The organism is Flexivirga sp. B27 (assembly GCF_052905685.1).
In genome coordinates this window covers 617816-643421 of record NZ_JBPYUM010000001.1, presented here as the reverse complement: position 1 = coordinate 643421, position 25606 = coordinate 617816, and the positions used below count along the sequence as shown (strand labels likewise).

The 25606-nt window shown below is 69.2% G+C and carries 26 protein-coding genes; 15 read left to right on the top strand and 11 right to left on the bottom strand.

Translation table 11 applies throughout. The features are described from left to right. Positions 1-3: 3 nt before the first annotated feature. The 4 genes from ACSZL9_RS03110 to lpdA all read right to left on the bottom strand — a co-directional run bounded on the left by ACSZL9_RS03110 (position 4) and on the right by lpdA (position 5028). Positions 4-903 carry a TIGR01777 family oxidoreductase gene (locus tag ACSZL9_RS03110; protein ID WP_446664003.1) on the bottom strand — a complete coding sequence of 300 codons (900 nt, stop codon included), beginning with the start codon at positions 901-903 and terminating at the stop codon, positions 4-6. A 45-nt stretch (positions 904-948) separates the two neighbouring features. Then, positions 949-1659, bottom strand: coding sequence for a spermidine synthase (locus tag ACSZL9_RS03105; protein WP_446664002.1), 711 nt, complete (start codon positions 1657-1659; stop codon positions 949-951). 126 nt (positions 1660-1785) lie between these two features. Next, positions 1786-3603: a 2-oxoglutarate dehydrogenase, E2 component, dihydrolipoamide succinyltransferase gene (gene sucB, locus ACSZL9_RS03100; RefSeq protein ID WP_446664001.1), complete on the bottom strand. Its 1818-nt coding sequence runs from the start codon at positions 3601-3603 to the stop codon at positions 1786-1788. A gap of 42 nt (positions 3604-3645) precedes the next feature. Then, a complete protein-coding gene (gene lpdA / locus ACSZL9_RS03095; RefSeq protein ID WP_446664000.1) occupies positions 3646-5028 on the bottom strand; it encodes a dihydrolipoyl dehydrogenase in 1383 nt (460 codons plus the stop codon). A gap of 222 nt (positions 5029-5250) precedes the next feature. On the opposite strand from lpdA, the gene ACSZL9_RS03090 reads away from it, so the two are divergent. After that, a complete protein-coding gene (locus ACSZL9_RS03090; protein WP_446663999.1) occupies positions 5251-5430 on the top strand; it encodes a DUF5302 domain-containing protein in 180 nt (59 codons plus the stop codon). A gap of 72 nt (positions 5431-5502) precedes the next feature. Here ACSZL9_RS03090 and ACSZL9_RS03085 read toward each other — a convergent pair whose 3' ends face one another. Continuing rightward, positions 5503-7005: a leucyl aminopeptidase gene (locus ACSZL9_RS03085; protein ID WP_446663998.1), complete on the bottom strand. Its 1503-nt coding sequence runs from the start codon at positions 7003-7005 to the stop codon at positions 5503-5505. Positions 7006-7134: 129 nt separating this feature from the next. Between ACSZL9_RS03085 and gcvT the strand changes: the two genes are divergently transcribed. Further along, positions 7135-8238, top strand: coding sequence for a glycine cleavage system aminomethyltransferase GcvT (gene gcvT / locus ACSZL9_RS03080; protein WP_446663997.1), 1104 nt, complete (start codon positions 7135-7137; stop codon positions 8236-8238). 82 nt (positions 8239-8320) lie between these two features. Here the strand turns inward: gcvT and ACSZL9_RS03075 are convergent, their stop codons facing one another. Both ACSZL9_RS03075 and ACSZL9_RS03070 read right to left on the bottom strand, forming a co-directional pair. Further along, on the bottom strand, positions 8321-8992 hold the full coding sequence (locus tag ACSZL9_RS03075; protein WP_446663996.1) for a response regulator: 672 nt from the start codon (positions 8990-8992) through the stop codon (positions 8321-8323). Continuing rightward, a complete protein-coding gene (locus ACSZL9_RS03070) occupies positions 8979-10187 on the bottom strand; it encodes a sensor histidine kinase (protein ID WP_446663995.1) in 1209 nt (402 codons plus the stop codon). Before ACSZL9_RS03070 ends, ACSZL9_RS03075 begins: the two co-directional genes overlap by 14 nt. Positions 10188-10319: 132 nt before the next feature. Here ACSZL9_RS03070 and ACSZL9_RS03065 point away from each other — a divergent pair, with 132 nt between their 5' ends. The 4 genes from ACSZL9_RS03065 to ACSZL9_RS03050 all read left to right on the top strand — a co-directional run bounded on the left by ACSZL9_RS03065 (position 10320) and on the right by ACSZL9_RS03050 (position 13097). Beyond that, complete coding sequence (locus ACSZL9_RS03065) at positions 10320-11219, top strand: ABC transporter ATP-binding protein (RefSeq protein WP_446663994.1); 900 nt, start codon at positions 10320-10322, stop codon at positions 11217-11219. After that, positions 11216-12055 carry an ABC transporter permease gene (locus tag ACSZL9_RS03060; protein ID WP_446663993.1) on the top strand — a complete coding sequence of 280 codons (840 nt, stop codon included), beginning with the start codon at positions 11216-11218 and terminating at the stop codon, positions 12053-12055. Before ACSZL9_RS03065 ends, ACSZL9_RS03060 begins: the two co-directional genes overlap by 4 nt. Positions 12056-12197: 142 nt before the next feature. Then, entirely contained in the window at positions 12198-12413 is a 216-nt protein-coding gene (locus ACSZL9_RS03055; RefSeq protein ID WP_446663992.1) for a hypothetical protein, read from the top strand. Then, entirely contained in the window at positions 12414-13097 is a 684-nt protein-coding gene (locus tag ACSZL9_RS03050) for a nucleotidyltransferase domain-containing protein (protein ID WP_446663991.1), read from the top strand. Between the two features lie 24 nt (positions 13098-13121). On the opposite strand, the gene ACSZL9_RS03045 is transcribed toward ACSZL9_RS03050, so the two are convergent. Then, a complete protein-coding gene (locus tag ACSZL9_RS03045) occupies positions 13122-13727 on the bottom strand; it encodes a DUF3043 domain-containing protein (RefSeq protein ID WP_446663990.1) in 606 nt (201 codons plus the stop codon). 89 nt (positions 13728-13816) lie between these two features. Between ACSZL9_RS03045 and ACSZL9_RS03040 the strand changes: the two genes are divergently transcribed. The 3 genes from ACSZL9_RS03040 to ACSZL9_RS03030 are packed head-to-tail and all read left to right on the top strand — an operon-like array spanning position 13817 to position 17126. After that, positions 13817-15196 (top strand): M20/M25/M40 family metallo-hydrolase, encoded by a 1380-nt coding sequence (locus ACSZL9_RS03040; protein ID WP_446663989.1) that lies wholly within the window; start codon positions 13817-13819, stop codon positions 15194-15196. After that, positions 15189-16082 carry a nucleotidyltransferase domain-containing protein gene (locus ACSZL9_RS03035; RefSeq protein WP_446663988.1) on the top strand — a complete coding sequence of 298 codons (894 nt, stop codon included), beginning with the start codon at positions 15189-15191 and terminating at the stop codon, positions 16080-16082. The genes ACSZL9_RS03040 and ACSZL9_RS03035 overlap by 8 nt, the downstream gene beginning before the upstream one ends. A 9-nt stretch (positions 16083-16091) precedes the next feature. Beyond that, positions 16092-17126 (top strand): glutathione S-transferase family protein, encoded by a 1035-nt coding sequence (locus ACSZL9_RS03030; protein ID WP_446663987.1) that lies wholly within the window; start codon positions 16092-16094, stop codon positions 17124-17126. Here ACSZL9_RS03030 and ACSZL9_RS03025 read toward each other — a convergent pair. Further along, a complete protein-coding gene (locus ACSZL9_RS03025) occupies positions 17111-18187 on the bottom strand; it encodes a DUF2330 domain-containing protein (protein ID WP_446663986.1) in 1077 nt (358 codons plus the stop codon). The genes ACSZL9_RS03030 and ACSZL9_RS03025 overlap by 16 nt on opposite strands. 121 nt (positions 18188-18308) lie before the next feature. Here ACSZL9_RS03025 and ACSZL9_RS03020 point away from each other — a divergent pair, with 121 nt between their 5' ends. After that, positions 18309-19265, top strand: coding sequence for a nucleoside hydrolase (locus ACSZL9_RS03020; RefSeq protein ID WP_446663985.1), 957 nt, complete (start codon positions 18309-18311; stop codon positions 19263-19265). On the opposite strand, the gene ACSZL9_RS03015 is transcribed toward ACSZL9_RS03020, so the two are convergent. Continuing rightward, a complete protein-coding gene (locus ACSZL9_RS03015) occupies positions 19229-19987 on the bottom strand; it encodes a phosphotransferase (RefSeq protein ID WP_446663984.1) in 759 nt (252 codons plus the stop codon). The two genes, ACSZL9_RS03020 and ACSZL9_RS03015, sit on opposite strands and share 37 nt — an antisense overlap. A gap of 74 nt (positions 19988-20061) precedes the next feature. Between ACSZL9_RS03015 and ACSZL9_RS03010 the strand changes: the two genes are divergently transcribed. The 3 genes from ACSZL9_RS03010 (at position 20062) to erpA (ending at position 22262) form a co-directional block, all read left to right on the top strand. Beyond that, positions 20062-20736 (top strand): M50 family metallopeptidase, encoded by a 675-nt coding sequence (locus tag ACSZL9_RS03010; RefSeq protein ID WP_446663983.1) that lies wholly within the window; start codon positions 20062-20064, stop codon positions 20734-20736. Positions 20737-20765: 29 nt separating this feature from the next. Further along, positions 20766-21791: a glycerate kinase gene (locus ACSZL9_RS03005; protein WP_446663982.1), complete on the top strand. Its 1026-nt coding sequence runs from the start codon at positions 20766-20768 to the stop codon at positions 21789-21791. 108 nt (positions 21792-21899) lie between these two features. Further along, the gene (gene erpA, locus ACSZL9_RS03000) at positions 21900-22262 is read left to right on the top strand and encodes an iron-sulfur cluster insertion protein ErpA (RefSeq protein WP_446663981.1); all 363 of its coding nucleotides are present in this window, start codon (positions 21900-21902) and stop codon (positions 22260-22262) included. Between the two features lie 221 nt (positions 22263-22483). Here erpA and ACSZL9_RS02995 read toward each other — a convergent pair whose 3' ends face one another. After that, positions 22484-23785 carry a M20/M25/M40 family metallo-hydrolase gene (locus tag ACSZL9_RS02995; protein WP_446663980.1) on the bottom strand — a complete coding sequence of 434 codons (1302 nt, stop codon included), beginning with the start codon at positions 23783-23785 and terminating at the stop codon, positions 22484-22486. Positions 23786-23876: 91 nt separating this feature from the next. Here ACSZL9_RS02995 and ACSZL9_RS02990 point away from each other — a divergent pair, with 91 nt between their 5' ends. Together ACSZL9_RS02990 and aat are read left to right on the top strand one after the other, a co-directional pair. Then, positions 23877-24863, top strand: a complete 987-nt coding sequence (locus ACSZL9_RS02990; RefSeq protein WP_446663979.1) for a carbohydrate kinase family protein — start codon at positions 23877-23879, stop codon at positions 24861-24863. A 10-nt stretch (positions 24864-24873) separates the two neighbouring features. Then, positions 24874-25590, top strand: coding sequence for a leucyl/phenylalanyl-tRNA--protein transferase (aat, locus tag ACSZL9_RS02985; RefSeq protein WP_446663978.1), 717 nt, complete (start codon positions 24874-24876; stop codon positions 25588-25590). Positions 25591-25606: the final 16 nt, after the last annotated feature.

Genomic DNA, 25606 nt, shown 5'->3' with positions numbered 1-25606 from the left:
CGCTCAGGGGCGACCGGCGGCATACGCCATGCCCGCGTCGATGTCCGTGTGCGACCACTCGAAACCACTGCGCTGCAACACTTTCGGCGCCATACGGGTGCTGGACAGGACGTCGCCGGCGAACTCACCGAGGACGACACGCAACGCCGGGGAGGGCGCCGGCAGGATCGCCGGCCGGCGCAGTTGCCGACCGAGCGCGCGCATCGCGTCACGCTGCCGGGCCGCAGACTCTGCCGGCACCGAGACGTTGACCGGTCCGACGATCTCCGGGTGATCGATCAGATGCATCAGTGCCCGCACCTCATCGGCCAGCGAGATCCACGACCACCACTGACGCCCGTTGCCGAGCGGCCCGGCCAGTCCGAGCTTTGCCAGCGGCAGCACCCGGTCCATCAGGCCGCCGCCGGGGGAGAGCACCAGCCCGGTGCGCACGAACGCGACCGGCCACCCGGCGGCCGCGGCCGGTGCCGTCGCGGACTCCCAGGCGGTCACCAGCCGGGGGAGGAATCCCTCACCGGGTGAGGAGTCCTCGTCGACGGTCTCCTCTCCGCGGTCGCCGTAATAGCCCATCGCCGAGGCGTTCACCAGGCGGATTGGGCCGTCGAGTCGCTCGGCCACCCTGGCGATCGTGGTGGTGCTGTCGACCCGCGAGTCCACCAGCTTTCGCTTGTATGCCGCCGTCCACCGCTTGTCGCCGATGCCGGCACCGGCGAGGTTGACGATCGCTGAAACACCTTGCAGCGCAGTCGGATCCAGCTCGCCGATGGCAGGGTCCCAACGGATTTCGTGCGACGCCTTCGGGGCACGGCGCACCAGGTGCACGACCTCGTCCGCACGCTGGGTCAGCGACTGGGACAGGGCGGTGCCGATCAGGCCCGAGGCCCCGGCGATGGCGATGCGCATGAAGTGCTCCTGGTCGGCTGCGGGAGTGCTGTCCTCCCCATCGAACTACACCGACTCGCCGGGCGCGAGGGCGCGGACCCGACCGGCATACAGGTAGTAGTGCTCCGCGCGATCGCCGAGCCGCACGTCGATGGGTCGCTCCTGCACGTCGTCGAAGCCCGCCCGCATCGCCGTCAACAGCTCGGGTGCCGCGTCGGCGGACCACACCACGAGAACCCCGCCCGGGCGCAGCACGTCGTGCAGTTGCCGCAGGAACGGCGCGCGGTAGATGGCCGCATTGTCGGCGTGCACGAGGTAGCCAGGGCCGTTGTCGACATCGAGCAGCACCAGGTCGTATGTCGGCCCGGCTGCCTCGCGCACCGCGTCGGCGATGTCCGCTCGGATGATCCGCAAGCGGTCGTCGGCCAGCATCCCGCCGTCCGGCACGGTGCCGTCGCGGGTCCAGTCGATCAGCGCCTGCTCGAGCTCGACGACATCCACCCGCCGCACTCGCTGATCGGCGAGCAACTCACGCGCGGTGAACCCCAAGCCGAGGCCACCGACCAGGACCCTGCGCGGGCCGCTCGACAACGCCAACGCCTCGCCCGCCAATGCGCGCTCGGTGTCCGTCTGCAGCGTGTCCATCACGAACACACCGTTGACCCGCAGCTCCAGGACCACCTGTCCGGATCCGGTCACCCGACGACGCAGCACCACCTCGCCGCGCTCCGACTCGGCACGGCGGACCCGGGTGAGGAGACTGTCGGCGGCATACATCGGATGACTTCTCCGGCACTAGCAGATGGGACGACATACACGATGGCCCGAGCGGCCGCCAACCGGCAAACGCATTGCGCGTGACGTGCCGGTGCGCGGCCGCTCGGGCCGGTGTGCAGGGAAGGCTCAGACCTCGAAGGCGCCCTCTTCAAGGCGTTCCTTCATCGCCACCAGGAAGCGCGCGGCGTCGGCGCCGTCGACGATCCGGTGGTCGTAGGAGAGCGCCAGGTAGACCATCGAACGGATCGCGATCGTCTCGCCACCGTCAGCGTCCGTGACCACGACCGGACGCTTGACGACCGTGCCGGTGCCAAGGATGCCGACCTGCGGCTGGTTGATGATCGGGGTGTCGAAGAGCGCGCCACGGCTGCCGGTGTTGGTCAGCGTGAAGGTGCCACCGCCGAGCTCGTCCGGGGTGACCTTGTTGGTGCGGGTGCGCTCCGCCAGGTCGGCGATCTTGCGGGACAGGCCGGCGATGTTCAGATCGCCCGCGTCACGGATGACCGGCACCATCAGCCCGCGGTCGGTGTCGACGGCGATGCCGAGGTTCTCCTGCGGGTGGTAGACGATCGAGTCGCCCTCGATGCTGGCATTCACCTGCGGGTAGGCCTTCAGCGCCTCCACCGCGGCCAGCGCGAAGAACGGCATGAAGCTGAGCTTGACGCCCTCGCGCTGCTCGAACGCCGCCTTGTTGCGCGCCCGCAGCCGAGCGACCTTGGTGACGTCGACCTCGACGACAGTGGTCAGCTGGGCCGAGACCTGCAGCGACTCGACCATGCGCGTCGCGATCAGCTTGCGCATGCGGGTCATCTTCTCGGTGGTGCCCCGCTTGGCCGAAACCTCGGGCACCGCAGCCGGTTTCGCAGCACTCGCAGCACTCGCGGCAGGAGCCGGGGCCGCGGCCGGTGCCGCTGCGGGCTCCGGCTCGGCCGGCTTGGCAGCATCCAGCACGTCCTGCTTGCGGATGCGGCCACCGACCCCGGTGCCCTTGACGGTCGACAGGTCGACGCCGTTCTCGGCAGCCAGCTTGCGGACCAACGGGGTGACGTATGACGTCGGCTCGCGACCTTCCGAGCTGCCCGACGGAGCCGGAGCGGCTGCCGGTGCCGGCGCGGGTGCAGCCGCAGGTGCCGGAGCCGGAGCCGCTGGTGCGGGGGCCGGAGCTGCCGGTGCGGGAGCCGGGGCAGCCGGTGCGGGTGCCTCTTGCTTCGCAGGCTCGGCCGGTGCGGGGGCCGGTGCTGCGGGCTCGGCGGGCTTCTCCGCGGGCTTCTCGGCCGGTGCCGACGCGCCACCGGAGGCCTCGCCACCGATGATCGCCAGGTCGTCGCCGACCGGGACCGTCTCGTCCTCTTGGACGAGGATCTTGGTGAGCTTGCCCGCCACCGGGGACGGCACCTCGGTGTCGACCTTGTCGGTGGAGACCTCGAGCAGCGGCTCGTCGACCTCGACGTCGTCGCCCTCGGCCTTCAACCAGCGGGTGATGGTGCCTTCGGTGACGGACTCACCGAGCGCCGGCATGGTGATCTTCTCGCCGCCGCTGACCTCGCCACCGGAGGACGCGGGAGCGGGGGCGTCGGCCGGAGCGGCCGGTGCTGCAGCTGGCTCCGCTGCAGCCGCCGGTGCCGGGGCGGGGGCCTCCTGAGCGGGGGCTTCCTGGGCGGGCGCCGCCTGGGCGTCCGAGCCGGAGTCACTCGCCGGGGCGGCGGCACCGTCGCCGATCACCGCGAGGTCGGCGCCGACCGGCACGGTCTCGTCCTCCTCGACCAGCACCTCCTGCAACGTGCCGGCGACCGGAGACGGGATCTCGGTGTCGACCTTGTCGGTGGAGACTTCGAGCAGGGGTTCGTCGACCGCAACCTCCTCGCCGACCTGCTTGAGCCATCGAGTCACGGTGCCCTCTGTCACCGACTCGCCGAGTGCGGGCATTGTCACGCGTTCAGACATGAACTCAAGTCTCCTTGATCTTGGGGCTGATGTGCAGGTTTCTCACGCATGTGCGTGCAAAGGTTTCCCGGCGAGGGCCAGATGCGCCTCACCGAGAGCTTCGTTCTGGGTCGGGTGGGCGTGGATCAGCGAGGCGACGTCATCCGGCAACGCCTCCCAGCCGACGATGAGCTGCGCCTCACCGACCTGCTCACCCATCCGGGCGCCGATCATGTGCACACCGACGACTGTGCCGGTGTCGCCGGCACGCACCACCTTGACGAAGCCCTGGGTCTGCAGGATCTGGCTCTTGCCGTTGCCGCCGAGGTTGTAGTCGTAGGTCGTCGTGGAGTCGCCGTGCTTCTCGCGGGCGGCTGCCTCGGTCAGGCCGACCGATGCGATCTCCGGGTCGCAGTAGGTCACGCGTGGTATGCCGGACTCCTCGATCGGAGTGGGCTGCTTGCCCGCGATGTCCTCGGCCACGAAGACACCCTGCCCGAAGCCGCGGTGTGCCAGCTGCAGGCCGGGCACGATGTCGCCGACCGCGTAGACACCGGGCACGCCGGTCCGGCAGCGCTCGTCGGTCACGACATACCCACGGTCCAGGGTGATGCCGGCCTCCTCGTAGCCGAGGTCGGCGGTCACCGGCCCGCGACCGACCGCGACCAGCAGCAGGTCCGCGGTGACGGTGTCGCCCGACTCCAACGTCACGGTCACCTCGTCGTCTGTCTGCGTCGCGGACGCCAGCTTGGCGCCGGTCATCGCCTTGATCTTGCGCTTCCGGAAGGCGCGCTCCAGCTGCTTGGAGATCGCTTCGTCCTCGGCTGCGACGAGCCGGGGGAGTGCCTCCACGATCGTCACCTCGGAGCCGAATGACGAGAAGACAGAGGCGAATTCGACGCCGATGACACCCCCGCCGAGCACGATCACCCGTCCGGGGACGTGGTCGAGGCTGAGTGCCTGGTCGCTCGTGACGATCCGGCCGCCGATCTCGACCGACGGCAGCGTCTTGGCATAGGAGCCGGTGGCGAGCACGACGTTCTTGCCGGTGAGCACCCGGTCACCGACCGTGACGGTGCTCGGCGAGCTGAGTCGTCCGGTGCCCTCGACGAACGTGATGTCGTGCGACTTCACCAGGCCCTGCAGGCCCTTGTAGAGCCGGCCGATGACACCGTCCTTGTAGGAATGCACGCCGCTCATGTCGACCGACTCGAAGGTGGTCCTGACACCGAACTTCGCTCCCTCGCGGGCACTGTCGGCGATCTCCGCGGCGTGCAACAGCGCCTTGGTCGGGATGCACCCGCGGTGCAGGCACGTGCCGCCGACCTTGTTCTTCTCGACGAGCGCGACCCGCAGGCCCAGCTCCGCCGCCCGGAAGGCGCAGGCGTAACCGCCGCTGCCGCCACCGAGGATCACTACGTCAAAGTTGTCGGCAGATGCCGTCATGCCCGGAACGCTCCCTTGCGTCTCGCCGTTGCGCTGAGTAACGGTGACACCCCGACCGTCGTCAGAGTGCCATCGCCATCTTGGCACTTGTGCGCTTCCCGTCACGCAGCGGTATGACGCGAGCACGCGCCCCGGACGAATATGTGACGAATATGTGGTGGCGGTCACACGGCTCGCGTGCGACAGTGAGCGAATCACCCCCATGTGCAAGGAGGCCCATTCATGACCGACAAGCACGGACCCAGCGACGAGGTCAAGCGCAAGTTCCGCGAAGCACTCGACAAGAAGCACTCGCACGGCGGCACCGACGTCTCCGACAGGTCGGCGCACACGAAGGTCAGCGGCACCCACGATGCCGAGACCAGCGGTGCCCAGCAGATGTTCCGTCGCAAATCCGGATGATCGAACACTGCTGACGACAGAAGGGAACCCCACACCTGCTCGGTGTGGGGTTCCCTTCTGCCGTAGGGGTCGTCAGCTGCGGGACTGTGCCAACTGCACGAGGGTGCGCACGCCGTAGCCGGAGGCGCCCTTGCCGACATACCCGTAGGAGTCGTCGGCGGAGTAGGCCGGGCCGGCGATGTCCAGGTGTGCCCACGGCAGTGCTGCACCGTCGGCGTCGTCACCGACGAAGTCCTCCAGGAAGAGCGCCGCAACGATCATGCCGCCCTGCCGGGCACCGGTGTGCTTGGTGTCGGCGACCAGCGACTTCATCCCCGAGCGCAGGTGTTGCAGCAACGGGATCGGCCAGATGTCCTCGCCCGCAGAGCCGGCCGCGGCGACGACCTCGTCGCGTGCGGCGTCGTTGTTGCCGAGCACGGCGGCGGTGCGAGTGCCGAGGGAGAGCACGGCGGCGCCGGTCAGCGTCGCGACGTCGATGAGCAGGTCCGGCTCTTGGCGGGACGCCAGCGACAGCCCGTCGGCCATCACCAGACGGCCCTCGGCGTCGGTGTTGATGATCTCGACCGTGCGACCGTTGGGCATCGTGACGACGTCACCCGGACGCTGGGCGTCGGAGCCGGTGAGGTTCTCGGCGAGGCACAGGTAGGTGGTCACAGCGACGGGCAGTCCGAGGTCGGCGATCGCCTTGGTCGCAGCGGCGACCGCGGCCGCGCCGGCCATGTCGCACTTCATCGTGATCATGCCCTCCGGCGGCTTGATGCACAGCCCGCCGGAGTCGAAGGTGATGCCCTTGCCGACGAAGGACAGGTGGGACTTCGCACGGGCCGGCTCGTAGCTGAGCACGACCATCCGCGGCGGACGGGCGGAGCCGCGACCGACACCGATCAGGCCGCCGCACGACTCCTTGGCCAGGGCCTTCTCGTCGAGGATCTTGACCTTCACCTTGCTGCCGGCGAAGTGCTCCTTGACGGTGTTCGCGAATGAGTCCGGGTAGAGGTCCAGCGGGGGAGTGTTGACCAGGTCCTGTGCCCAGGCGCGCTCGTCGGCCACGACCTGAGCCTGCTCGGCACCGGACTTGACGTCTTTGTCCTTGGCCAGCGGGCTGAGCACGCTGATCTTCGAGATCGCTTTGCTGTCAGCGCCGTTCGACTTGTACGTCGTGAAGGAGTACGAGCCGTAGAGCGCGCCCTCGGCGGTCGCGACGACCTGCGCAGCACTACCGGACGGGAAGGCCAGCGCGACCGTCTCGGCCTTGCCGGACAGGGCTCGGACACCGGCGCCGGCCGCACGGCGGATCGCCTCGGCGTCGTCGTCGGACGGGGTGCCCGAGACACCGGAGCCGGACACCACGACCGTGCCGGCCACGCCGGGGACACCCGCCACGCGCACCGTCTCGTCGGCTGCGCCGGTCGCGCCCAAGGCCAGCAGGCTGGCATCCAGGTGCTCGCGCGTCTCCGGGGCGATGGCGGGGGTGGCGGCCACCTGTGCGTTGTCGCCGTCCTGGACGGCGAGCACGATCAGTGCATCGCTCTTGTTCTTGGCGACCAGTTGGTCGGCAACGTTCAACCTCGGCACGTCTGCTTACTCTCCTTGATCCTGGAACGGCGTTGTTCCGGTGCGCGAGCAGCCCGGGGATGTGCTGGGCTACCCGGTGGTTCGACTCCGGCGACGATACGCCCTCCGCCGGGCGCTAGCGTGCCCCGTATGACAGCGGAGCTGATGACGTCCCCCTTGCACGAGCGCCATACCGCTCTCGGCGCGAAACTCGCCGATTTCGGCGGCTGGCAGATGCCGATCGAATATCCCGGCGGCGGTGTGCTGCGCGAGCACGCGGCAGTCCGTGAGCGCGTCGGCATCTTCGACGTGTCGCACCTGGGCAAGGCGACGGTGCGAGGCACCGGCGCGGCCGACTTCGTCAACAGTTGCTTCACCAACGACCTGCGCAAGGTTGCGCCGCCGAAGGCGCAATACACGATGTGCCTCGACGACGCGACCGCCGGCGTGGTCGACGACCTCATCCAATACCTCAAGTCCGACGACGAGGTCCTGCTCGTGCCCAACGCAGCCAACACCGCCGAGGTGGTGCGCCGGATGCAGGCGAAGGCACCGGCGGGGATCGAGATCACCGACCAGCACAGCGAATTCGGCATCATCGCTGTCCAGGGCCCCAAGGCGCCCGAGGTGATCGAGGCCCTCGGCCTGCCGACCGAGATGGACTACATGTCCTTCGGCATCGCGCAGTGGCAGGGTCGCGAGGTCATCGTGCTGCGGTCGGGCTACACCGGCGAGAAGGGCTTCGAGCTGATGCCGCGCTGGGACGACACCCCGGCACTGTGGGACGCCCTGGTCGAGGCCATGGCGCCGTATGACGGACTGCCGTGCGGCCTCGGTGCGCGTGACACGTTGCGCACCGAGATGGGTTACCCGTTGCACGGCAACGAGCTGTCGATGGACATCACCCCCAACATGGCGCGCGCCGGCTGGGCGGTCGGTCGGACCAAGGACGCCTTCTGGGGCAAGGAAGCACTCGCGGCGCAGAAGGAAGCCGGCGGCTATCGGCTGACCTGGGGCCTGAAGGTCACCGGACGCGGCATACCCCGTGCGCACTGCGAGGTGCAGAGCTCCGACGGGGCTGCGATCGGCGAGGTCACGTCCGGCACCATGTCGCCCACCCTCAAGGTCGGCATCGCGATCGCGCTGATGGACCGCGGCACCAAGGAAGGCGACGAGGTGGTCGTCGACGTCCGCGGGCGCAAGGTGCCGGCCGTCGTGGTCAAACCGCCGTTCGTGCAGACCCAGGTCGACTGAGCCACCCCACGAAGTTCTCTCCTCCGCTTCGCTCCTCCGAGATACTTCGTGGGGATCCCGACTGACGCGGCTGGCTGCTCGCTCACTCCTGGTGGGCGTCGTGCACGACGATGGCGACCTGGACGCGGTTGTCCGCGTCGAGCTTGGTCAGCACACGCGACACGTGCGCCTTGACGGTCGGGACGCTCATGTAGAGCTGTCGCGCGATGTCGGCGTTGGCCAGGCCCTGCCCGATCAGAGTGGCCACCTCCAGCTCCCGGTCGGTGAGCGCGGACAACCTGGTGCGGGCTGCAGCGCGTTCGTCCCCGGCGTCGCCGCCGGTCACTTTGTCGACCAGCTGGCGGGTGACGCTGGGAGACAGGATGGGTTCGCCGGCGACCACCGACCGGACCGCTGCCACGAGACGTTCGGGTGGGGTGTCCTTGAGCAGGAAGCCGCTTGCTCCGGCGCGCAGCGCCTGCACGATCAGGTCGTCGGAATCGAACGTCGTCAGCACGATGACGTGCGGCGAGTCCGGTTTGCCGACAAGCATCTTCGTCGCTTCGATGCCGTCGGTGCCAGGCATCCGGATGTCCATCAGGACCACGTCCGGGCGCTGCGCGCGGGCCACCGCGACGCCTGCAGCGCCGTCGCTCGGGTCGTCGCCGAGGACCTCGATGTCCGGGGCTCCGCCGAGGATCAGCCGAAGTCCGGCACGCACCAGGGCGTCGTCGTCGACCAGCAGGACCCGGGTGGGGGCGTCAGGAGTCGTCACGGGGCCACGGTAGCCGGGCGTGGATGACGAAGTTGTCCGCGCGGTCGACTCCGGAGGTGAGCTCGCCACCGAGCAGCTCGGCGCGTTCGGTCGCTCCGACCAGACCGAGCCCGGAGTCGGGCAGGTCGAGCAGCTCGGTGTTCGACATGTCCGGTCGGACCGAGGTCAACGGGTTGCGCATGCTCAACCGCAGATCGTCGTCGGCGTGTGCCAGTTCGATCGAGATCGGTTGCCCCGGTGCGTGTTTGCGACGGTTGGTCAGCCCCTCCTGCACGATCCGGTAGGCATTGCGGGAGGTCAGCTCGGTCAGGCCGGAGAGGTTGTCGGGCAGGTCGAGATAGACCGGCCCGTCGGCGGATCTCACGCCGGCGACCAACGCCGGGAGGTCGGCCAGCGTCGGCTGCGGTGCATCCGGGCGCTGCGAGACGGAGGTGGGGTCACGCAGCACGCCCAGCACTTCACGCAACTCGGTCAGCGCCGCATGGGCGTTGTCGCTGATGATGGCCGTTGATTGCTGCAGCTCCTCCGCCGAGAGGTTCGTGCGGTAGCTCAGCGCGCCGGAATGCATTGCCACCAACGAGATTCGGTGCGCCAGCACGTCATGCATCTCACGAGCGATCCGGGCGCGTTCGGCGACGCGAGCCTGCTCGGTGCGCAGGTGCTGACGGTCCTCGGCGACCGCGAGTTGCGTGCGCAGGTTGTCCACGAGCAACCGGCGGGCGCCGATCGCGGCGCCGATGGCCACGCACAACGCGATCGCCAGCACACCGATCGCGATCGTCGAGATCCATTCGCTGAGACCGCCGTCCGGCGTCGGGAAGAGCAGCTGGTAGATCAGGCCGGCGGCGACCCCGGCGGCGCTGCAGAGCACGACCGGCCGCCACCGACGATGTGTCGTCAGCGAGATCAGCGCGACGGCCGAGGAGATGGCGGACACCGCGGAGACGGTGGACATCGCGGTCAGGACCAGACAGATGCCGAAGGGGAACCTGCGGCGCCAGTGCAGCAGGACGAGGGAGACGACGCCGAGACCGGCGTCGATCCACGCCCACGCGTGCGGCGGCCCGTATCCCTTTGCGTCGCCGACGATCTCGCCGATCAGCACCAGGAACCCGACGATCGCGGCGGCGGCGATGCGCCATACCTCGCCCCAGACGTGGCGGCGGTGGCTGATGCCGGGCAGGGCGAGGGTCACGATCGCCAGCGTAAACGCCTTCGGGGTACTCCAGGAGAGGGAGAAGTCTGCCGAACGCCATACCAAAGTAGGGGGCGGATTCAATCCCGCGGACGATGTGCGCGCGGTGGTGGTCACGGCAGTGTGGTGGTCATGATCGAAGTCACCAACCTCACCCGCCGCTACGGTGCGTATGCCGCCGTCGACGACGTGTCCTTCTCCGTGCGGCCGGGGACAGTCACCGGCTTCCTCGGACCGAACGGGGCCGGCAAGTCCACCTGCATGCGGATGATCTGCGGGCTGACACCGCCCACCAGCGGAGTCGCCACGGTGCTCGGCAAGCCGTATGCCGCGCTGGGTAACCCAGGAAGGCACGTGGGAGTGCTGCTGGATGCCGCGGCGCAGCACAGTGGCCGGACCGGCCGGGAGATCCTCACCCTCGGCGCGATCATGATGGGCCTGGACCGGCGCCGGGTCGACGAGATGCTCGAGCTGGTCGGGTTGACGCCGGCCGAGTCCCGCCGCCGGCTGCGCAACTACTCACTCGGGATGCGGCAGCGGCTCGGCATCGCACACGCGTTGCTCGGCGATCCGCGGGTGCTGATCCTCGACGAGCCCGCGAACGGCCTGGACCCGGCGGGCATCCGCTGGATGCGCAGCCTGTTGCGGGGCTTCGCCGACGAGGGCGGCACCGTGCTGCTGTCGTCGCACCTGTTGCACGAGATCGAGGTCGTCGCCGACGAGCTGGTGGTCATCGGCTGCGGCAAGATCGTCGCCAGCGGCTCGAAGTCGGAGCTGCTGGCTGCCGCCGGCACCAGTGTGCGCAGCGAGGACGATGCTCGTCTGGCGACCGCCTTGGAGGTCGGTGGTTTCCAGGCGACGCCGATGAACGGTGGCGGCATACACACCGACGCCGACCCTGTGGTGGTCGGCCGGCTCGCGCTGGAGCAGCAGGTCGTGCTCGTCGAGTTGCGCCAGGCCGGCTCCGCCGGGCTGGAGGAGATGTTCCTGCAACTGACGGCGGCCGACGCCCGCGAAGGAGTCGCAGCATGAGCCACACCGAAGCCAACACCGAAATCAACACCCGGGCACCCGTGCAGCAGGACCGCCGGGTCCCGGCGCCGCCGCGGCCCGACGGCGCGGAGTCCGGCATACCCTTCGGGCGGCTGGTGTCGCTCGAGCTGCGCAAACTGTGCGACACCCGCGCCGGCCGCGTGCTCGTGCTGGTCGTCGCCGTGCTGGTCATCGGCGTCTCGCTGATCGGGGTCTTCAGTGGTGACGCGCAGAACGACAAGGATCTGAACGACTTCCTCAGCCTGGCCTCGCTGCCGCTGCAGATGGTGCTGCCGTTGCTCGGCGTGCTCGCGGTGACCTCGGAGTGGTCCCAGCGGACCGGGCTGGTCACCTTCACCCTGGAGCCGCGGCGTGGTCGGGTGGCCTTCAGCAAGTGGTCGGCCGCACTCGTGCTCGGACTGGCGGGCGTGGTGCTCGCCCTCGTCACGTCGGTGGCGTTCACGGCGCTTGCCGCCGCACTGCGCGACAGCGACCCGTCCTGGAACCTGGGCTGGCAGGTGCCGCTCGGCGTGCTCGTCGGCCAGTTGCTCTACATGTCGATGGGTGTTGCCTTCGGCATGCTGATCCAGAACACCCCTGGCGCGGTGGTGGCGTTCCTGATGCTGCCGACGCTGTGGTCGATCCTGGGCAGCTTCTCCTGGGCGGAGTCGGTCGCGAAGTGGGCCGACACCAACCGCACGCTCTCCCCGCTGTATGACGGCTCGATGCACGGGGACGACTGGCCGAAACTGCTGGTGTCACTGGTGCTCTGGCTCGCCCTGCCGATGGTCATCGGCATCTGGCGGATGACCCACAGCGAGGTGAAGTCCGCCTGACACCAGACTCCCGGTCGGATCTTGCGGGGGCGAGACGACCGGGCGCACGGCCCGCTGGATCCTCGGGGGTGTCCAGCGGGTCGTTGTTTCTTGGGCGTAGTTGTCCTCCGTGGGTGTCGCCGGCGGCGGCTAGGGTCGCAGGATGGACGAGGGCTGGCGCTGGAGCTACGAGGACGCACGCGGATCCGCACTGACGGGAGTGGAGTTGGTGACGACCGGCTTCCCGACCCAGAGCGACGCCGAGAGCTGGCTCGGGGAGCAGTGGCGGACGCTGTTCGCCGCCGGCGTCGCGGCGGTGACGTTGCATCACGGTCCCGACCCGGTCTACGGGCCGATGCTGCTCACTGCGGGGGGATGAATGCACCGGACATCCATGGAGCGCACGGCAGCGGATGTCGCCGAGGACGAGGCCTTCTGTCGGCTGTATGGCGACTGGGCGTCCCTCACCCCGCGCGAGGTTGCGGCGGAGTTGCACGGCTTCGACCGGCCGTGGTGGGTGGTCGGCGGCTGGGCGATCGAGGCCGCCACCGGCTTCCGACGGGAGCACGAGGACACCGACATCTCGCTGCTGTCCTGCGACGTGGAGGCGTTCGTCGAGCATCTCGCCGGGCGCTGGGACGTCTGGAACAACGTCGGGGGAGTGCTGCATCCACTCGGCGGCCGCTGGAAGACCGTCGACGAGCCGGCCAGTCAGCTGTGGCTGCGGCGCGACGCCAACTCGCCGTGGGTGCTCGACATACCGCTCACGCCGTCCGACGACGGAGAGTGGACCAACAAGCGCCTGGAGGCACACGTGGCGCCGGTCGCGGACGTGACGTGGGTCGATGGCGACGGGATCCGCTACCTACTGCCGGAGATCGTGCTGGTCTACAAGGCCCGTCTGCGCCGGCAGAAGGACCAGCCGGACTTCGCAGCCACCGTGCCCACGCTGACGCCGGAGCGGCGTGCCTGGACCCGGCGCGCGCTGGCCGAAGCAGCACCCGGGCATCCGTGGATCACCGCATTGGAGGGGGCCGGCGACGGACGGTCGCCGTGCAGCTGACCGGGCAGACCGCTCAGATTCCGCTCAGATCGTGTCGCCGCGCTTGACGCGCGGCATCGGGCGACGGCCGGCGCGCAGCTGGAAGGCGCGCATCACGGCATACGACGGGGTGCCACGCGGCGGCTCGGTGTGGAAGCGCTCGCGGATCTGGGCCTTGATCCGGCGCACCATCAGGATGGCGTCGATGATGCCGATCAGCACCACGAACCACACGAGGAAGAACGCCACCATCTGCATCATCCGGTTGGGCAGGATCGTCAGCACCAGCACGACCAGCATGAGCGGCAGCAGGATCTCGCCGAAGTTGCGGCGTGAGTCGACGTAGTCCCGGATGAACGCCTTGACCGGGCCCTTGTCGCGCGGCGGCAGGGCCTTCTCGTCGCCCCGGGCGAACGCCTCGCGCTGCTCGACCCGCTGCTTGCGGAGCTCCTCGCGGGACTGCTTCTTGGCGGCCTTGCGGTCGACCGGGACCAGCGGCTTGCGGCGGGCGGCTTCCTGCTCCTTGCGGGTCGGGGTCGGCCGGCCCTTCTTCGGAGTGGTGCTCGAAGTGCCCGTCTGCGCGGTGGACTCGGGGGTCACCGCCGCGGCGGATGCCTCGGAGCCTGTCTGGGTCTTGTTGCGGCCGAACACGTCGCACAGTGTACGTGTGCGGTACGCGTCTGTCGCACCGCGTCAGTGACTGCTGCGGCCGTCGAAGGCACACCCACTACCGTGGCGACGTGACCGACAACGACGTTGCTCAGAATTCCTCCGATCAATCCTCCGATCTCGCCGCCACGATCCGCGACCTGATGCCTTCGGTGCGGACCGATCTCGAGGCGCTGACCCGCATCCCGAGTGTCTCGCTGGACTCCTTCGACCAGTCGCACGTCGACGAGAGCGCGGAGGCCGTCGCGCAGTTGCTGCGTGGTGAGGGGCTGGAGGTCGAGATCGTGCGCGAGGGCGGCCGCCCCGCGGTGATCGGGCGGCTGGCCGCTCCCGAGGGTGCTCCGACGATCACCCTCTACGCCCACCACGACGTGCAGCCGCCCGGTGAGGACAAGGACTGGGACACCCCACCCTTCGAGCCGACCGAGCGCGACGGGCGCCTCTACGGTCGCGGCGCTGCCGACGACAAGGCCGGGGTCATGGCGCACATTGCGGCGCTGCGCGCGCACGGCGGACACCCGCCGTGCGGTGTCAACGTCTTCGTCGAGGGCGAGGAGGAGGTCGGATCCGACTCTCTCGCAACGATTCTGGAGCGACACGGTGACAAGCTGGCCGCCGACGCGATCGTGCTCGCCGACTCCTCCAACTGGAAGATCGGCGTGCCCGCCCTGACCACCTCGCTGCGTGGCATGATCCGCGTGATCGTCTCGGTGCGCACCCTGGATCACAGCGTCCACTCCGGGATGTATGGCGGCCCCGTCCCCGACGCGCTCACCGCGCTCGTGCGCCTGCTCGCGTCCCTGCACGACGAGAAGGGCGACGTCGCGGTCGACGGCCTGGTCGGCGGCGACGCTGCGGACCTGGACTTCGACGAGGCACGACTGCGGGAGGAGAGCGGCCTGCTCGACGGAGTCCAGGTGATGGGCACGGGTTCGTTCCTGTCCCAGCTGTGGACCCGGCCGGCCATCACCACGATCGGCATCGACGCGCCAGCCGTCGACGTCGCCTCCAACACGCTCGTGCCGAGCGCTCGCGCCAAGGTCTCGATGCGCATTGCTCCGTCGGAGGAGCCGCGCGCGGCATACGACCTGCTGCGCAAGCACCTGACCGACAACGCACCGTGGGGTGCGCAGGTCGAGGTCACCCTGGACGACGAGGGCGCAGGTTTCGACGCGGACGCCGACGGCGCGATCTACACCGCCGCTCGGTCCTCCTTCCAGGACGCCTGGGACGGCACCGAGCCCGTCGACATCGGCGTCGGCGGGTCGATCCCGTTCGTCGCGGCCTTCGCCGAGAAGTTCCCGGACGCAGCCATCCTGGTCACCGGGGTGGAGGACCCCGACACCCGCGCGCACGGTGCCAACGAGAGCCTGCACCTGGGCGAGTTCGAGCGGGTCTGCCTGGCCGAGGCGCTCCTGCTGCAGCGGCTGCCGGGAACGTCGGTTGAGTAGGTCGCGGGAGCGCAGCGGCGGAGACCGTATCGAAACCACGTTCCTTTCCGGCGCCGTTGCGGGCGCCCTCGCACCACTTCCCGACGGGTATGCCGACCTGCTCGACCGGGTTGTCGAAGTGCTCGCAGCAGACTCGCGGGTGGCTTCCCTCTGGCTCGGTGGATCCCTGGGTCGGGGTGTAGCGGACACCGGCAGCGACCTGGACCTGATCGTCACGGTCCACGACGAGCACCGGGATGATTTCGAAGCTGCCGGTGGCTCGACATGGGCCTTCTTGGACCCGGCCATCAGCTATGAGATTCCTGGCGTGCCAGGGAGTTTCGTGCTGATGACCGGCGAGGGGCTGCGCGTCGACGCCGTGCTGGAGTCTGTTTCGCAGGTCGCGGAGACGCCCTACCGGCACCGAGTGGTGGTCTTCGACCGTCGGGCCGAACGACTGGCGGTGCCTGCCGCGGAGGACGATGAACGTGGGCCGGATGTTGCGCGTCTAGAAGGGATCGGTCGGGAATTCGCGCGTCAGCTGGCCATCTTTCCCGATGCGGTGGTGGGCCGCGAGGACTGGCTGCTCGGCCAGGAAGCGGTGCACAACTACCGTCTGTTCCTCTACGAGCTGTATGTCGAGTCCAACCAGCCGCTGCCCCCGATGGGTGTGAAGCAGTGGTCGGCGAAACTGACTGCTGCGCAACGGGATCGACTTGCCGCGCTGCGCGTGCCGACAGCGGACGAGGAGTCGGTCATCGACGCGATGCGGCAGGTGCAGCAGGTGATCCGGAGCGAGGGTCGCGCATTGGTGGAGTCGGCAGGCGGCACCTGGCCGGGGGCTGCCGTGCAAGCCGGCCTGGCGCGCTGGGCGGCCCGCGGCCTCGAAGGGAGTCTCGAGGGGTAACGTCGGGTCATGGCACAGGGCAGTTACGTCGAAGCGTCATACGAGCGCGACACGCGCTACATCAACGACCGCATCACCAAGGACGGTGCTGACGGGTGGCCGGTCGAAGCCGGCCGTTACCGACTCGTCGCCGCGCGGGCGTGTCCGTGGGCGAGCCGCGCGATCATGGTGCGCCGGTTGCTCGGTCTGGAGGACGTCATCTCCCTCGGACTGTGCGGGCCGACGCACGACGCGAACAGTTGGACCTTCGACCTGGACGAGGGCGGCCTCGACCCGGTGTTGCAGATCCCGCGGTTGAAGGACGCCTACGACAAGCGCTTCCCGGACTACCCGCGCGGCATCACCGTGCCCGCGGTCGTGGACGTGCCGTCCGGTGGAGTCGTCACCAACGACTTCGCCCAGATGACACTGGATTTCATGACCGAGTGGACCGATCACCATCGCGAGGGCGCGCCCGACCTGTGGCCGGTCGCGCTGCGGGACGAGATGGCTCCGGTGATGAAGCGCATCTACACCGAGGTCAACAACGGCGTCTACCGGTGCGGCTTCGCCGGCACCCAGGAGTCGTATGACGCGGCATACGACCGCCTCTTCACGGCACTCGACTGGCTGGAGGAGCGCCTGACGAATCAGCGCTACCTGATGGGGGAGCACCTCACCTGCGCCGACGTCCGGCTCTTCACCACACTCGTCCGGTTCGACCCCGTCTACCACGGGCATTTCAAGTGCAACCGGCAGAAGCTGGCCGAGTTCGACGCACTGTGGGCCTACGCCCGAGACCTGTTCCAGACGCCCGGTTTCGGTGACACGGTCGACTTCGTGCAGATCAAGCGGCACTACTACGAGGTGCACCGCGACGTGAACCCGACCGGCATCGTGCCCCAGGGCCCCGACCTGACGAACTGGCTGGAGCCGCACGGTCGTGAGTCGCTCGGTGGTTCGCCCTTCGGCGACGGCACCGCGCCCGGCGAGATCGCGCCCGCCGAGCGGGTGCCGCAGGACGCCAACCCGGCAGTCGGCGCGGACGGTCAGCTGCGCCGCTGATGCCGCACCACCACCACGACGCCACCGACCAAGCCGGCGAGCGTCAGGGCCAACAGGATCGCCACGTCGATGGGGATGACGTAGTCGTCGACGTAGCGGTACTCGATCACCGGTGTGTCGTCAGCGGCCGGCGCGAACGTGAAGTCGCTGCGCACCTGGGTGGCGGGGTCGTCGAAGGACTGGTCGAGGACCGTCAACCACTGGTTGCCACGAGCCAGCCGCTTCAGGTCCGGCGAACTGACCAGCGCTGGGCGGATACGTGCCGCGTATGACGTCTCCAACGAGCCCTGCGACGCGCTCGGGTCGGTGCGCCGGACCCGGTGATCGGCCAGCACGAAAGTCTTGACGGTCTGGTCCTCCTTGGCGCCGCGGGACATCCGCATCGGATAGACCAGCCGGTCGCTGGTGAAGGACAGGCTCACCGGTGGCAGATCGCCGGAGAGTGCCTTGCCCTCCGCGGTGAGGCTCATCGCGGTGAACGCCCAGCCCTTGTCGAGGTATGGCGTCACGAGAGACTCGAACTCGTGCGACATGACGAAACCGTGCTTGCGCAACCAGGTGTGCAGGTCATCGGCGTTGCCCGCGGTCAGCGTCACCGCCTCCAGGGGGCCGAGGTCGACCCGGTCGAGCACCCGCACGCTCGACGGCCCGCGGTCGCCGGAGTAGTTGACTCCGCCAGCCGGGTCATCTGTGCCGAAGAGGGCCGGCGGCCCGAAGAAATGATGGCGCGTCCGTTCCCGCGGCAACGTCTGCTGCTCGAGGTCGGTGAAGAGCTTCTTGTCCGCCAGGGATGCCTTGGCCGGTTTTGGTGTCGGCACCAACAGGCCGGCGCGCGTCGCTTCGGACCTGGCGTGCAACGACATCACGATCGTCTCGCGGTCCCCGTGCCGGGTGACCAGCGCGGTCTCGCCGGAGACCGTCATCGACATACCAGGGGCGCTGACCGCACCGCCGCACGCGCACGCATCGGCGGCGGGCGTCACCACCACCAGTGCGAGCGTCGTCAGGAGTGCAGCCAGCAGGATCTGGGCCGAGCGGCGTAGCCACAAACCGGGCGCCATCGGTGTTCCTCTCCTCGTTCTTCCCCCCACGGGGCGTCACGCGTGCGATGCGACAACCCTCACCGCAGGTTTCCGCCGCACAGCGGATGTTGCCGAATCGTGACGGCGATACGGTCGTGGCATGCAACGGATTCCGGTGGTCATGGATGTCGACACGGGCGTCGACGACGCCTGTGCGCTGCTCCTGGCGGCGCAGCATCCCGAGCTCGACCTGCGTGCCGTCACCTGCGTCGGTGGCAACACCGACGTCGACCAGGTCACGCGAAACACGTTGGCAGTGCTGGATATCGCCGGTCGGCCGGAGATTCCGGTCGCGCGCGGTGCGGCGCGGCCACTGATCGAGCGTGCGGTGCACGCACGGCACGTGCACGGTGACGACGGGATGGGCGACCTCGGCTGGGTGCAGACCGACCGGGAGCCGGATCGGCGGCACGCGGTCGAGTTGCTGCACAACGTGCTGACGACGTCACCGGACCCGATCACGCTCGTGCCCACAGCGCCGATGACCAACCTGGCGCTGCTGGCGCGGACCTACCCGGACGCGATGCGCGGGTTGGGCCGGATCGTCTTCATGGGCGGTGCGGCGCATCGGGGCAATGCCACCGCGTCTGCGGAGTTCAACGTCTTCCACGACCCCGAGGCGACGGCGATCGTGCTCGACGCGGCGACCGAGTTCGGCATACCGGTGACGATGTACGGCTTGGACGTCTTCTATGCACCCACCGTCACCCGAGCGCAGGCGAAACGCCTTGCCGCATCAGTGTCGCCGGCAACCCGCCTGGCCGGGGAACTCGTCGAATTCCAGTGTGACCGCTTCGAGTCCGAGCAGGCCACCATCGGCGATGCCGGTGCCGTCTGCGTGGTCGCCGACCCGGAGGGCGTCGCGACGACCTCGCTGCCGGTGCGCGTCGAGCTCGCCGGCACGTGGTCCCGCGGCCGGACCGTCGTCGACGTCCGCGACTGGAGCGGCGACCTCGCGCACGACCCGCACGGTCGCGCCGACGCGGTGATCGACGTCGCGCTCGAGGTCGACGGTCCGCGTTACGCCGACCTGTGGCTGCGCACTGTGGGGCGATAGGAGCCCAAGTGCGCGACGTGTTCCGCACCGTCACGCACCCGTGACACCACCTCGTCGACGTCGCTCCGGCCCTGCAGCCAGCGCCCGGTCCGCCAGAGGACCGAACCCGCCAGCCGTTGGCGCACCACCCCCGGCAGAACCTCGATCTCGCCGGCCTGCAGGTCGCGCTCGGCGTCCAGGGTGTCCGCCAGCCAGCCCACGTCCACATCGTGCTTGGCCAGACGCGCCAGCAACTCCTCGGGAGCCGGCAAGCCGGGGTGTATGTCGCACAATCGCGTCGTGCTCCAGTCGCGCGGAGCGAGCTCGGGGGGAGCATCGGCCAGGGTGAGTAACAACTGAGCGAACGCCGTTGCAGTCAGGGCGATCTCGCGATCGGTGTCGTTCGGCCGATCACCGGGGATGAACGCGTGCACGGACGCCACACCACCGTCGGGCAGTTCGGCGAACGTCGTCCCGGACGTCGTGCGCAGCGGCACCGGGACACTGAAGGGGAGCTCCCTGCTGTCCAACCACTGCAGCAGTCGGTGCTCAGCCACGACCTGTCTCGCGGACAGATTCTCGTATCTACGAGACGAGGCGCCCCTGCGTTGTCCGCACGATTCGCACGTCGTTGTTCGTCCCGCGAGAGGACCGTTGCACCTGCGCGGCGGCAGTCGGAATGGCCCACGGCTCGAGGTCGGGAAGGTCCATACCGGGCAGCCTCGTCCGATCAGCCATCGCACGGCAATGCGTTTTCGGCCGGAACGGATCGCGGCTGCGGTGCGTTGCGGCGGTCGTGGACCGATGGTGGGAGCAGGTGACTGCGACGACGCCGGCGCCGGACCTCCGGGTCACGGTGCTGCTGGCGCTCGTCGCGCTCGCGTGCATCGCCTGGGCTCCCGTATGGCGAATGACCCGGCACCTGGTCACCGTGGTCCACGAGGGCGCGCACGGCGCCGTCGCACTGCTGGTCGGACGACGGCTGTCCGGCATACGGCTGCACTCCGACAGCTCCGGGCTGACCGTGTCCAAGGGCAAGCCCACCGGCATCGGCATGGTGCTCACCCTGCTGGCCGGGTATGTCGGACCGGCGGCGCTCGGCCTGCTGGTGACGCTCGGCGTCTACCAGGAGCGTGCCATCGCGACCCTGTGGCTGCTGCTCGTCGCATTGGCGTTGCTACTGCTGCAGATTCGCAACATGTATGGGCTGTGGGTCGTCCTGGCCAGCGGTGTCGCACTGGTCGCGGTGACCCGGTGGCTCGACCCGACGGCACAGACCGCCGTCGCCCAAGCACTCGGCTGGTTCCTGCTGCTCGCGGGCCCGTGGTCGCTGGTCGACCTGCAACGCAGCCGCCGGGCGGGTGCCGCCCGGCAGTCCGACCCCGACCAGCTCGCGCGCATCACCCGGGTGCCCGGCACCCTCTGGTGGGCACTGATGCTGCTGATCTCGCTCGGCTGCCTGGCCGGGGGAGCACGGCTCCTGCTGAGCTGACCGCCCGCGGTGGTCGGCACAATGGTCCGGTGCGCGTTCTGATCTGCAGCGACCGCTGGGCCGAGCTGTCCGCGACCGACATCACCTCCGCCATCGCCGCCGGCTGGCGGGAGCGTCAACCGACCGCCGACGTCCTGACCGTGCCCTTCTCCTGCGGCGGCGCCGGATTCGTCGACTCGCTGTCCGCGACGCTCGCCCCCACCCCGGACGAGGTATGGCGACTGCGTGACGGCACCACCCACTATCTGGACGGGGCACTGCTGACCTCGTCCGGCGGTTCTGCCCGGCTCGGCACGGCGCTCGCGGACTCGGTCGACAGCGGAGCCCGCCGGATCGTGGTCGGCGTCGGAGGCGCAGGAGATGTCGACGGGGGAGCCGACCTGCTGCACACGCTCGGCGACAGCGACGACCTGGAAGTCGCACTCCGACGGGCCGAGGAGCGCGTCAGCGGCATCGAGCTGGTGGCGGCATACCAAGGAGACACACCGTTGGTCGGCCTGAAGGGTGCCTCCGCGGTCGCCGTGGAGTTGCTCGGCTGGACCCGGCAGCAGGCGCAGGACCACGAGCGACGCATCGGCGAGTTCGCCGACCGGGCCAAGCGGATCCGACCGCCACGCACCGACCTGTTGACCGGCAAGCAGCGACGGCTCGATCTCGAGCCCGGCAGCGGTGCCGGCGGGGGAGCCGGGTTCGCGCTCGGCGTGCTGGGTGCCCGGCTGGCGCCCGGTGCGGACGTCTTCGCCGAAAGCGTGGGATTCGGCAACGAGGTCGCCCGCGCCGATCTCGTCGCCGTCGCCACGCGGATCTTCGACTGGCGCAGCCTCGCCTACGACACCGTCGCCACCACAGTCGCTGCCGCGGTCGCCGCCGCGACCCCGGCGATCCTGCTCGCCGAGGAAGTCGAGGTCGGCCGCCGCGAGACCATGTCGCTCGGCGCGTCGGCGGCATACCCGCTGGTGGACCCGCGGAGCCTGCGACACCGAGACGATCCCGACACACTGACCGGACTGACCGCCCTGGCACGCCGACTGGCGGGGACGTGGTCGGCAGCGTGACCGGAGGACGTACGCTTGAACCACCACGCACGGGAACAAGAGCGGGCGGCACCGTGTTGCAGCAGCTGACCGCCAGCAGTTCGACCGCAACGAGAAGGACTTGATGCAATGAGTGTCGACACCAATACTTCCTCGACCACCGAGACCCATAACGTCGAGTTGACGGACGTCGCCGCGTCCAAGGTCAAGAGCCTGCTCGACCAGGAGGGCCGCGACGACCTGCGCCTGCGCGTCGGCGTGCAGCCCGGCGGGTGCTCGGGCTTGGTCTACCAGCTCTACTTCGACGAGCGCACCCTCGACGGTGACCTCGTGCGCGAGTTCGACGGTGTCGAGGTCGTCGTCGACCGGATGAGCGCCCCCTACCTCGAGGGCGCCAAGATCGACTTCGCCGACACCATCGAGAAGCAGGGCTTCACCATCGACAACCCCAACGCCGGCAGCTCCTGCGCCTGCGGTGACAGCTTCGGCTGAACCTTCTGCTTCAGCTCCTCGCAAGACAGGGAGAGGGCGGCAACGAACGAGTTCGTTCCCCCCCTCTCCCTGTCTTGGTTGTCGCTTCCGCGGGCCGTCGGCTGGTCGTTCGGTCGCCTTGATGTGGGCTGTCGCCGATCCGCCTGCCCACTGACGCACTTATCGCCGAGTGACGCAGTTGCAACTGCGTCACTCGGCGCGAACTGCGTCAGTCGGCGACGTCAGAGTGCTTGCAACAGGGCGCGGTACCAGCGGATCCCTTCCAAGTAGGACTCGACCTCGAGGTGCTCATCGACGTTGTGCAGGCTCTGCCGTTGTGCCTCGTCCATCCGGAACGGATTGAACCGGTAGCAGTTGTGCCACACCTGCTGGAAATGGCGGGCGTCGGTGGCAGCCATCACGACATACGGCACCGGCACCACGTCCGGCATCACCTCTCGCGTCGTGGTTTCCAGCAAGTCGAACGCGTCACCGAGGTCGGCGACCGGGCTCGGGTCGTACGCGTCGTGCACGACCACCTCGATATCGTCGCCGACAAGGGTGCGCACCCGCTCGATCGCATCCTCGGCGGTCTCGGTGACGGCGACCCGCAGATTGACGCCCGCCGACGCGGTGGTCGCCAGCACGTTGTTCGCCCGCGCACCGCGCAGCTCGGTGATCGCGTAGGTCGTGCGTGTCATCGCCGCCGTCGTGGGACCCATGCGGGCGAAGACCTTCGACAACGGTCTGCGCAGGGTTTGCGCGCGGCCGACCAGCGCACCGAGCGGGCCGTGCACGTGCGGGGCGACGCGTTGCAACATCTGCACGGTGGGCTCGGGCAGCTGCGCCGGCGCAGGGTGCTTGTCCAACGCCAGGATCGCCCGCGCGAGTTTCGCCGGAGCACCGTCCTTCGGCGGCATCGAGGCGTGCCCGCCCTCGGCGCGCGCGACGAGCTCGAGCGAGACCACGCCCTTCTCCGTCAGCCCGATGACCGCAAGTGGCTCGGTGACGCCGGGGAACGCGCCGCTGACCGCCATACCGCCCTCGTCCAGGATCAGCCAGGGCTCGACGGCTCGCTCGCGCAGTGCGGTGACAGCCGCGGTCGCCGTGCTCCCGTGCACCTCCTCGTCGGCGCCGAACGACAGCCACACGTCCTGTGCAGGTCGCACGCCGTCGGCGATCAGCTCCTCCACCGCGGCGCAGATGGCCACCAGCGAACCCTTGCAGTCCAGTGTGCCGCGGCCCCAGATGATGCCGTCCGCGACGACACCGTCGTATGCCGGATGCGTCCACTCGTCCCGCGGGTCGACCGGCACGACGTCCTGGTGGGCCAGCAGCACGACGGGCCGTTCGCTGCTCTCGCCCGGCCACCGCAACAGCAGGGCGTGGTCGGGCAGGTCCACCTGCTCGCAGGTGTCGAACAGCTTCGGGAAATGGTCGCGCAGGTCCGCGTGCAGAGCGTCGAACTCCGCGTCGTCCTTGGCTTCTCCGGCCATCGTGCGGCGATGGACGGCGGCCTGCAACGCAGCGACTGGGTCGGTCATGGCCGGAGTCTAGGCACGTATGGCGGAGGTACTAGGGATTCTTCGCGTGGTCCCGCGCAACCGATGCGGGCCCGGGCCGTAGGTTGGTCCCATGAAAATTGCAGTGACCGGCTCCATCGCCACCGATCACCTCATGACCTTCAAGGGTCGCTTCTCCGACTCCCTCGTCGTCGACCAGCTGGACAAGATCTCGTTGTCCTTCCTCGCCGACGATCTGCAGATCCGGCGCGGGGGAGTGGCGGCCAACATCTGTTTCGGTATGGCGAACCTCGGCCTGCATCCCTTGTTGGTCGACGCTGTCGGTGAGGACTTCGCCGACTACCGCTCCTGGCTGGAGCGCCACGGCGTCGACTGCGACTCGGTCTACATCTCCGAGACCAAGCACACGGCCCGATTCGTCTGCACCACCGACGAGGACATGGCCCAGATCGCAACCTTCTACGCCGGTGCGATGAGCGAGGCCCGGGAGATCGAGCTGGAGCCGATCGCGCGGCGCGTCGGCGGCCTGGACATGGTCATGGTCGGCCCGTCCGACCCCGAGGGCATGCGCCGGCACACCGTCGAATGCCGGCAGCGCGGCATACCGTTCATCGCCGACCCCAGCCAGCAGTTGGCCTTCGCCGACGGGCCCTTCATCCGCGAGCTGATCAGTGGTGCCGACTACCTGTTCACCAACGAGTACGAAGCGCACATGACCGAGCAGAAGACCGGCTGGTCCGCCGAGGAGATCCTGGAGCAGGTCGGCACCCGCATCGTCACCAAGGGAAAGGCCGGCGCAGCGATCCTGCGGCACGGCGAGGACCCCATCGAGATCCCCGTCGCCGGCGAGGTCAGCCGGGTCGACCCGACCGGCGTCGGCGACGCGTTCCGCGCCGGCTTCCTGGCCGGGCTCACCTGGGAGCTGGACCTGCGCACCTGCGGCGAGATCGGTTCGATGCTCGCGACCTACGTCCTGGAGACGGTCGGCACCCAGGAATACATCCTGCGCAAGGAGGACTTCCTCACGCGCCTGGGCGAGTCCTATGGCGAGCAGACCGCATCCACCGTCCGGCCGCTGCTGAGCTGCCCGCGCGGCTGACCGATCGCCCGTGCCCGTCGAACCCGCTCCGAGTCGCTGGAACCTCGACGAGCAGCAGCAGGAGGACGTCGCGCAGGACCTGATCGCCGTCGGTGCCGACCTGCAGCCCGGCACGCTACTGGCGGCATACCGCGCGGGCATGTTCCCGATGGGCATCGGCGACGAGGGGCGCAAGCCGATCGGCTGGTGGTCCCCGGTTCGCCGCGGCGTGCTGCTGCCCGGCGACTTCCATCCGTCCCGATCGCTGCGGCGGTCGCGTCGCCGTTTCCGGCTGACCTACGACACTGCCTTCGGTCCAGTCGTCGACGCGTGCGGTGACCCGTCACGTCCCGGGCGCTGGATCACTGCCGAGGTCAAGGCGGCATACGAGCAACTGCACCGGCTGGGCTGGGCACACTCGATCGAGGCATGGGCCGAAGACGGCACCCTGGCCGGCGGTCTGTATGGCGTGTGCACCGGGGGAGTGTTCGCCGCGGAGTCGATGTTCCACCACGCGACCGACGCGGGGAAGGTCGCAGTGTGGGCCCTGACCGACCTGTTCTTCGCCGATGGCGATCCGCGGCGGCTGATCGACGTGCAATGGCAGACCGCGCACCTGGCGACGCTCGGGATCCGGGAAGTGCCACGCGCCGACTACCTGCGCCGCGTGCAGCTCGCGGCGGCGGTCGAACTGCCCCGTTGCTGGGCCGACACGCCCGGCTCCGGGCACCCGTTCGACGATATGTAGAGCGGCGTGGTCGACC

Excerpts from the sequence above, each read along its gene's own strand:
- ACSZL9_RS03030 (WP_446663987.1), top strand. The coding sequence starts at position 16,092 with ATGGCACAGGGCAGTTACGTCGAAGCGTCATACGAGCGCGACACGCGC.
- ACSZL9_RS03110 (WP_446664003.1), bottom strand. The coding sequence starts at position 903 with ATGCGCATCGCCATCGCCGGGGCCTCGGGCCTGATCGGCACCGCCCTG.
- ACSZL9_RS03050 (WP_446663991.1), top strand. The coding sequence starts at position 12,414 with ATGCACCGGACATCCATGGAGCGCACGGCAGCGGATGTCGCCGAGGAC.
- ACSZL9_RS03090 (WP_446663999.1), top strand. The coding sequence starts at position 5,251 with ATGACCGACAAGCACGGACCCAGCGACGAGGTCAAGCGCAAGTTCCGC.
- ACSZL9_RS03025 (WP_446663986.1), bottom strand. The coding sequence starts at position 18,187 with ATGGCGCCCGGTTTGTGGCTACGCCGCTCGGCCCAGATCCTGCTGGCT.
- ACSZL9_RS03055 (WP_446663992.1), top strand. The coding sequence starts at position 12,198 with ATGGACGAGGGCTGGCGCTGGAGCTACGAGGACGCACGCGGATCCGCA.
- ACSZL9_RS03060 (WP_446663993.1), top strand. The coding sequence starts at position 11,216 with ATGAGCCACACCGAAGCCAACACCGAAATCAACACCCGGGCACCCGTG.
- ACSZL9_RS02990 (WP_446663979.1), top strand. The coding sequence starts at position 23,877 with ATGAAAATTGCAGTGACCGGCTCCATCGCCACCGATCACCTCATGACC.
- gcvT (WP_446663997.1), top strand. The coding sequence starts at position 7,135 with ATGACAGCGGAGCTGATGACGTCCCCCTTGCACGAGCGCCATACCGCT.
- ACSZL9_RS03105 (WP_446664002.1), bottom strand. The coding sequence starts at position 1,659 with ATGTATGCCGCCGACAGTCTCCTCACCCGGGTCCGCCGTGCCGAGTCG.
- lpdA (WP_446664000.1), bottom strand. The coding sequence starts at position 5,028 with ATGACGGCATCTGCCGACAACTTTGACGTAGTGATCCTCGGTGGCGGC.
- ACSZL9_RS02995 (WP_446663980.1), bottom strand. The coding sequence starts at position 23,785 with ATGACCGACCCAGTCGCTGCGTTGCAGGCCGCCGTCCATCGCCGCACG.
- erpA (WP_446663981.1), top strand. The coding sequence starts at position 21,900 with ATGAGTGTCGACACCAATACTTCCTCGACCACCGAGACCCATAACGTC.
- ACSZL9_RS03065 (WP_446663994.1), top strand. The coding sequence starts at position 10,320 with ATGATCGAAGTCACCAACCTCACCCGCCGCTACGGTGCGTATGCCGCC.
- ACSZL9_RS03020 (WP_446663985.1), top strand. The coding sequence starts at position 18,309 with ATGCAACGGATTCCGGTGGTCATGGATGTCGACACGGGCGTCGACGAC.
- sucB (WP_446664001.1), bottom strand. The coding sequence starts at position 3,603 with ATGTCTGAACGCGTGACAATGCCCGCACTCGGCGAGTCGGTGACAGAG.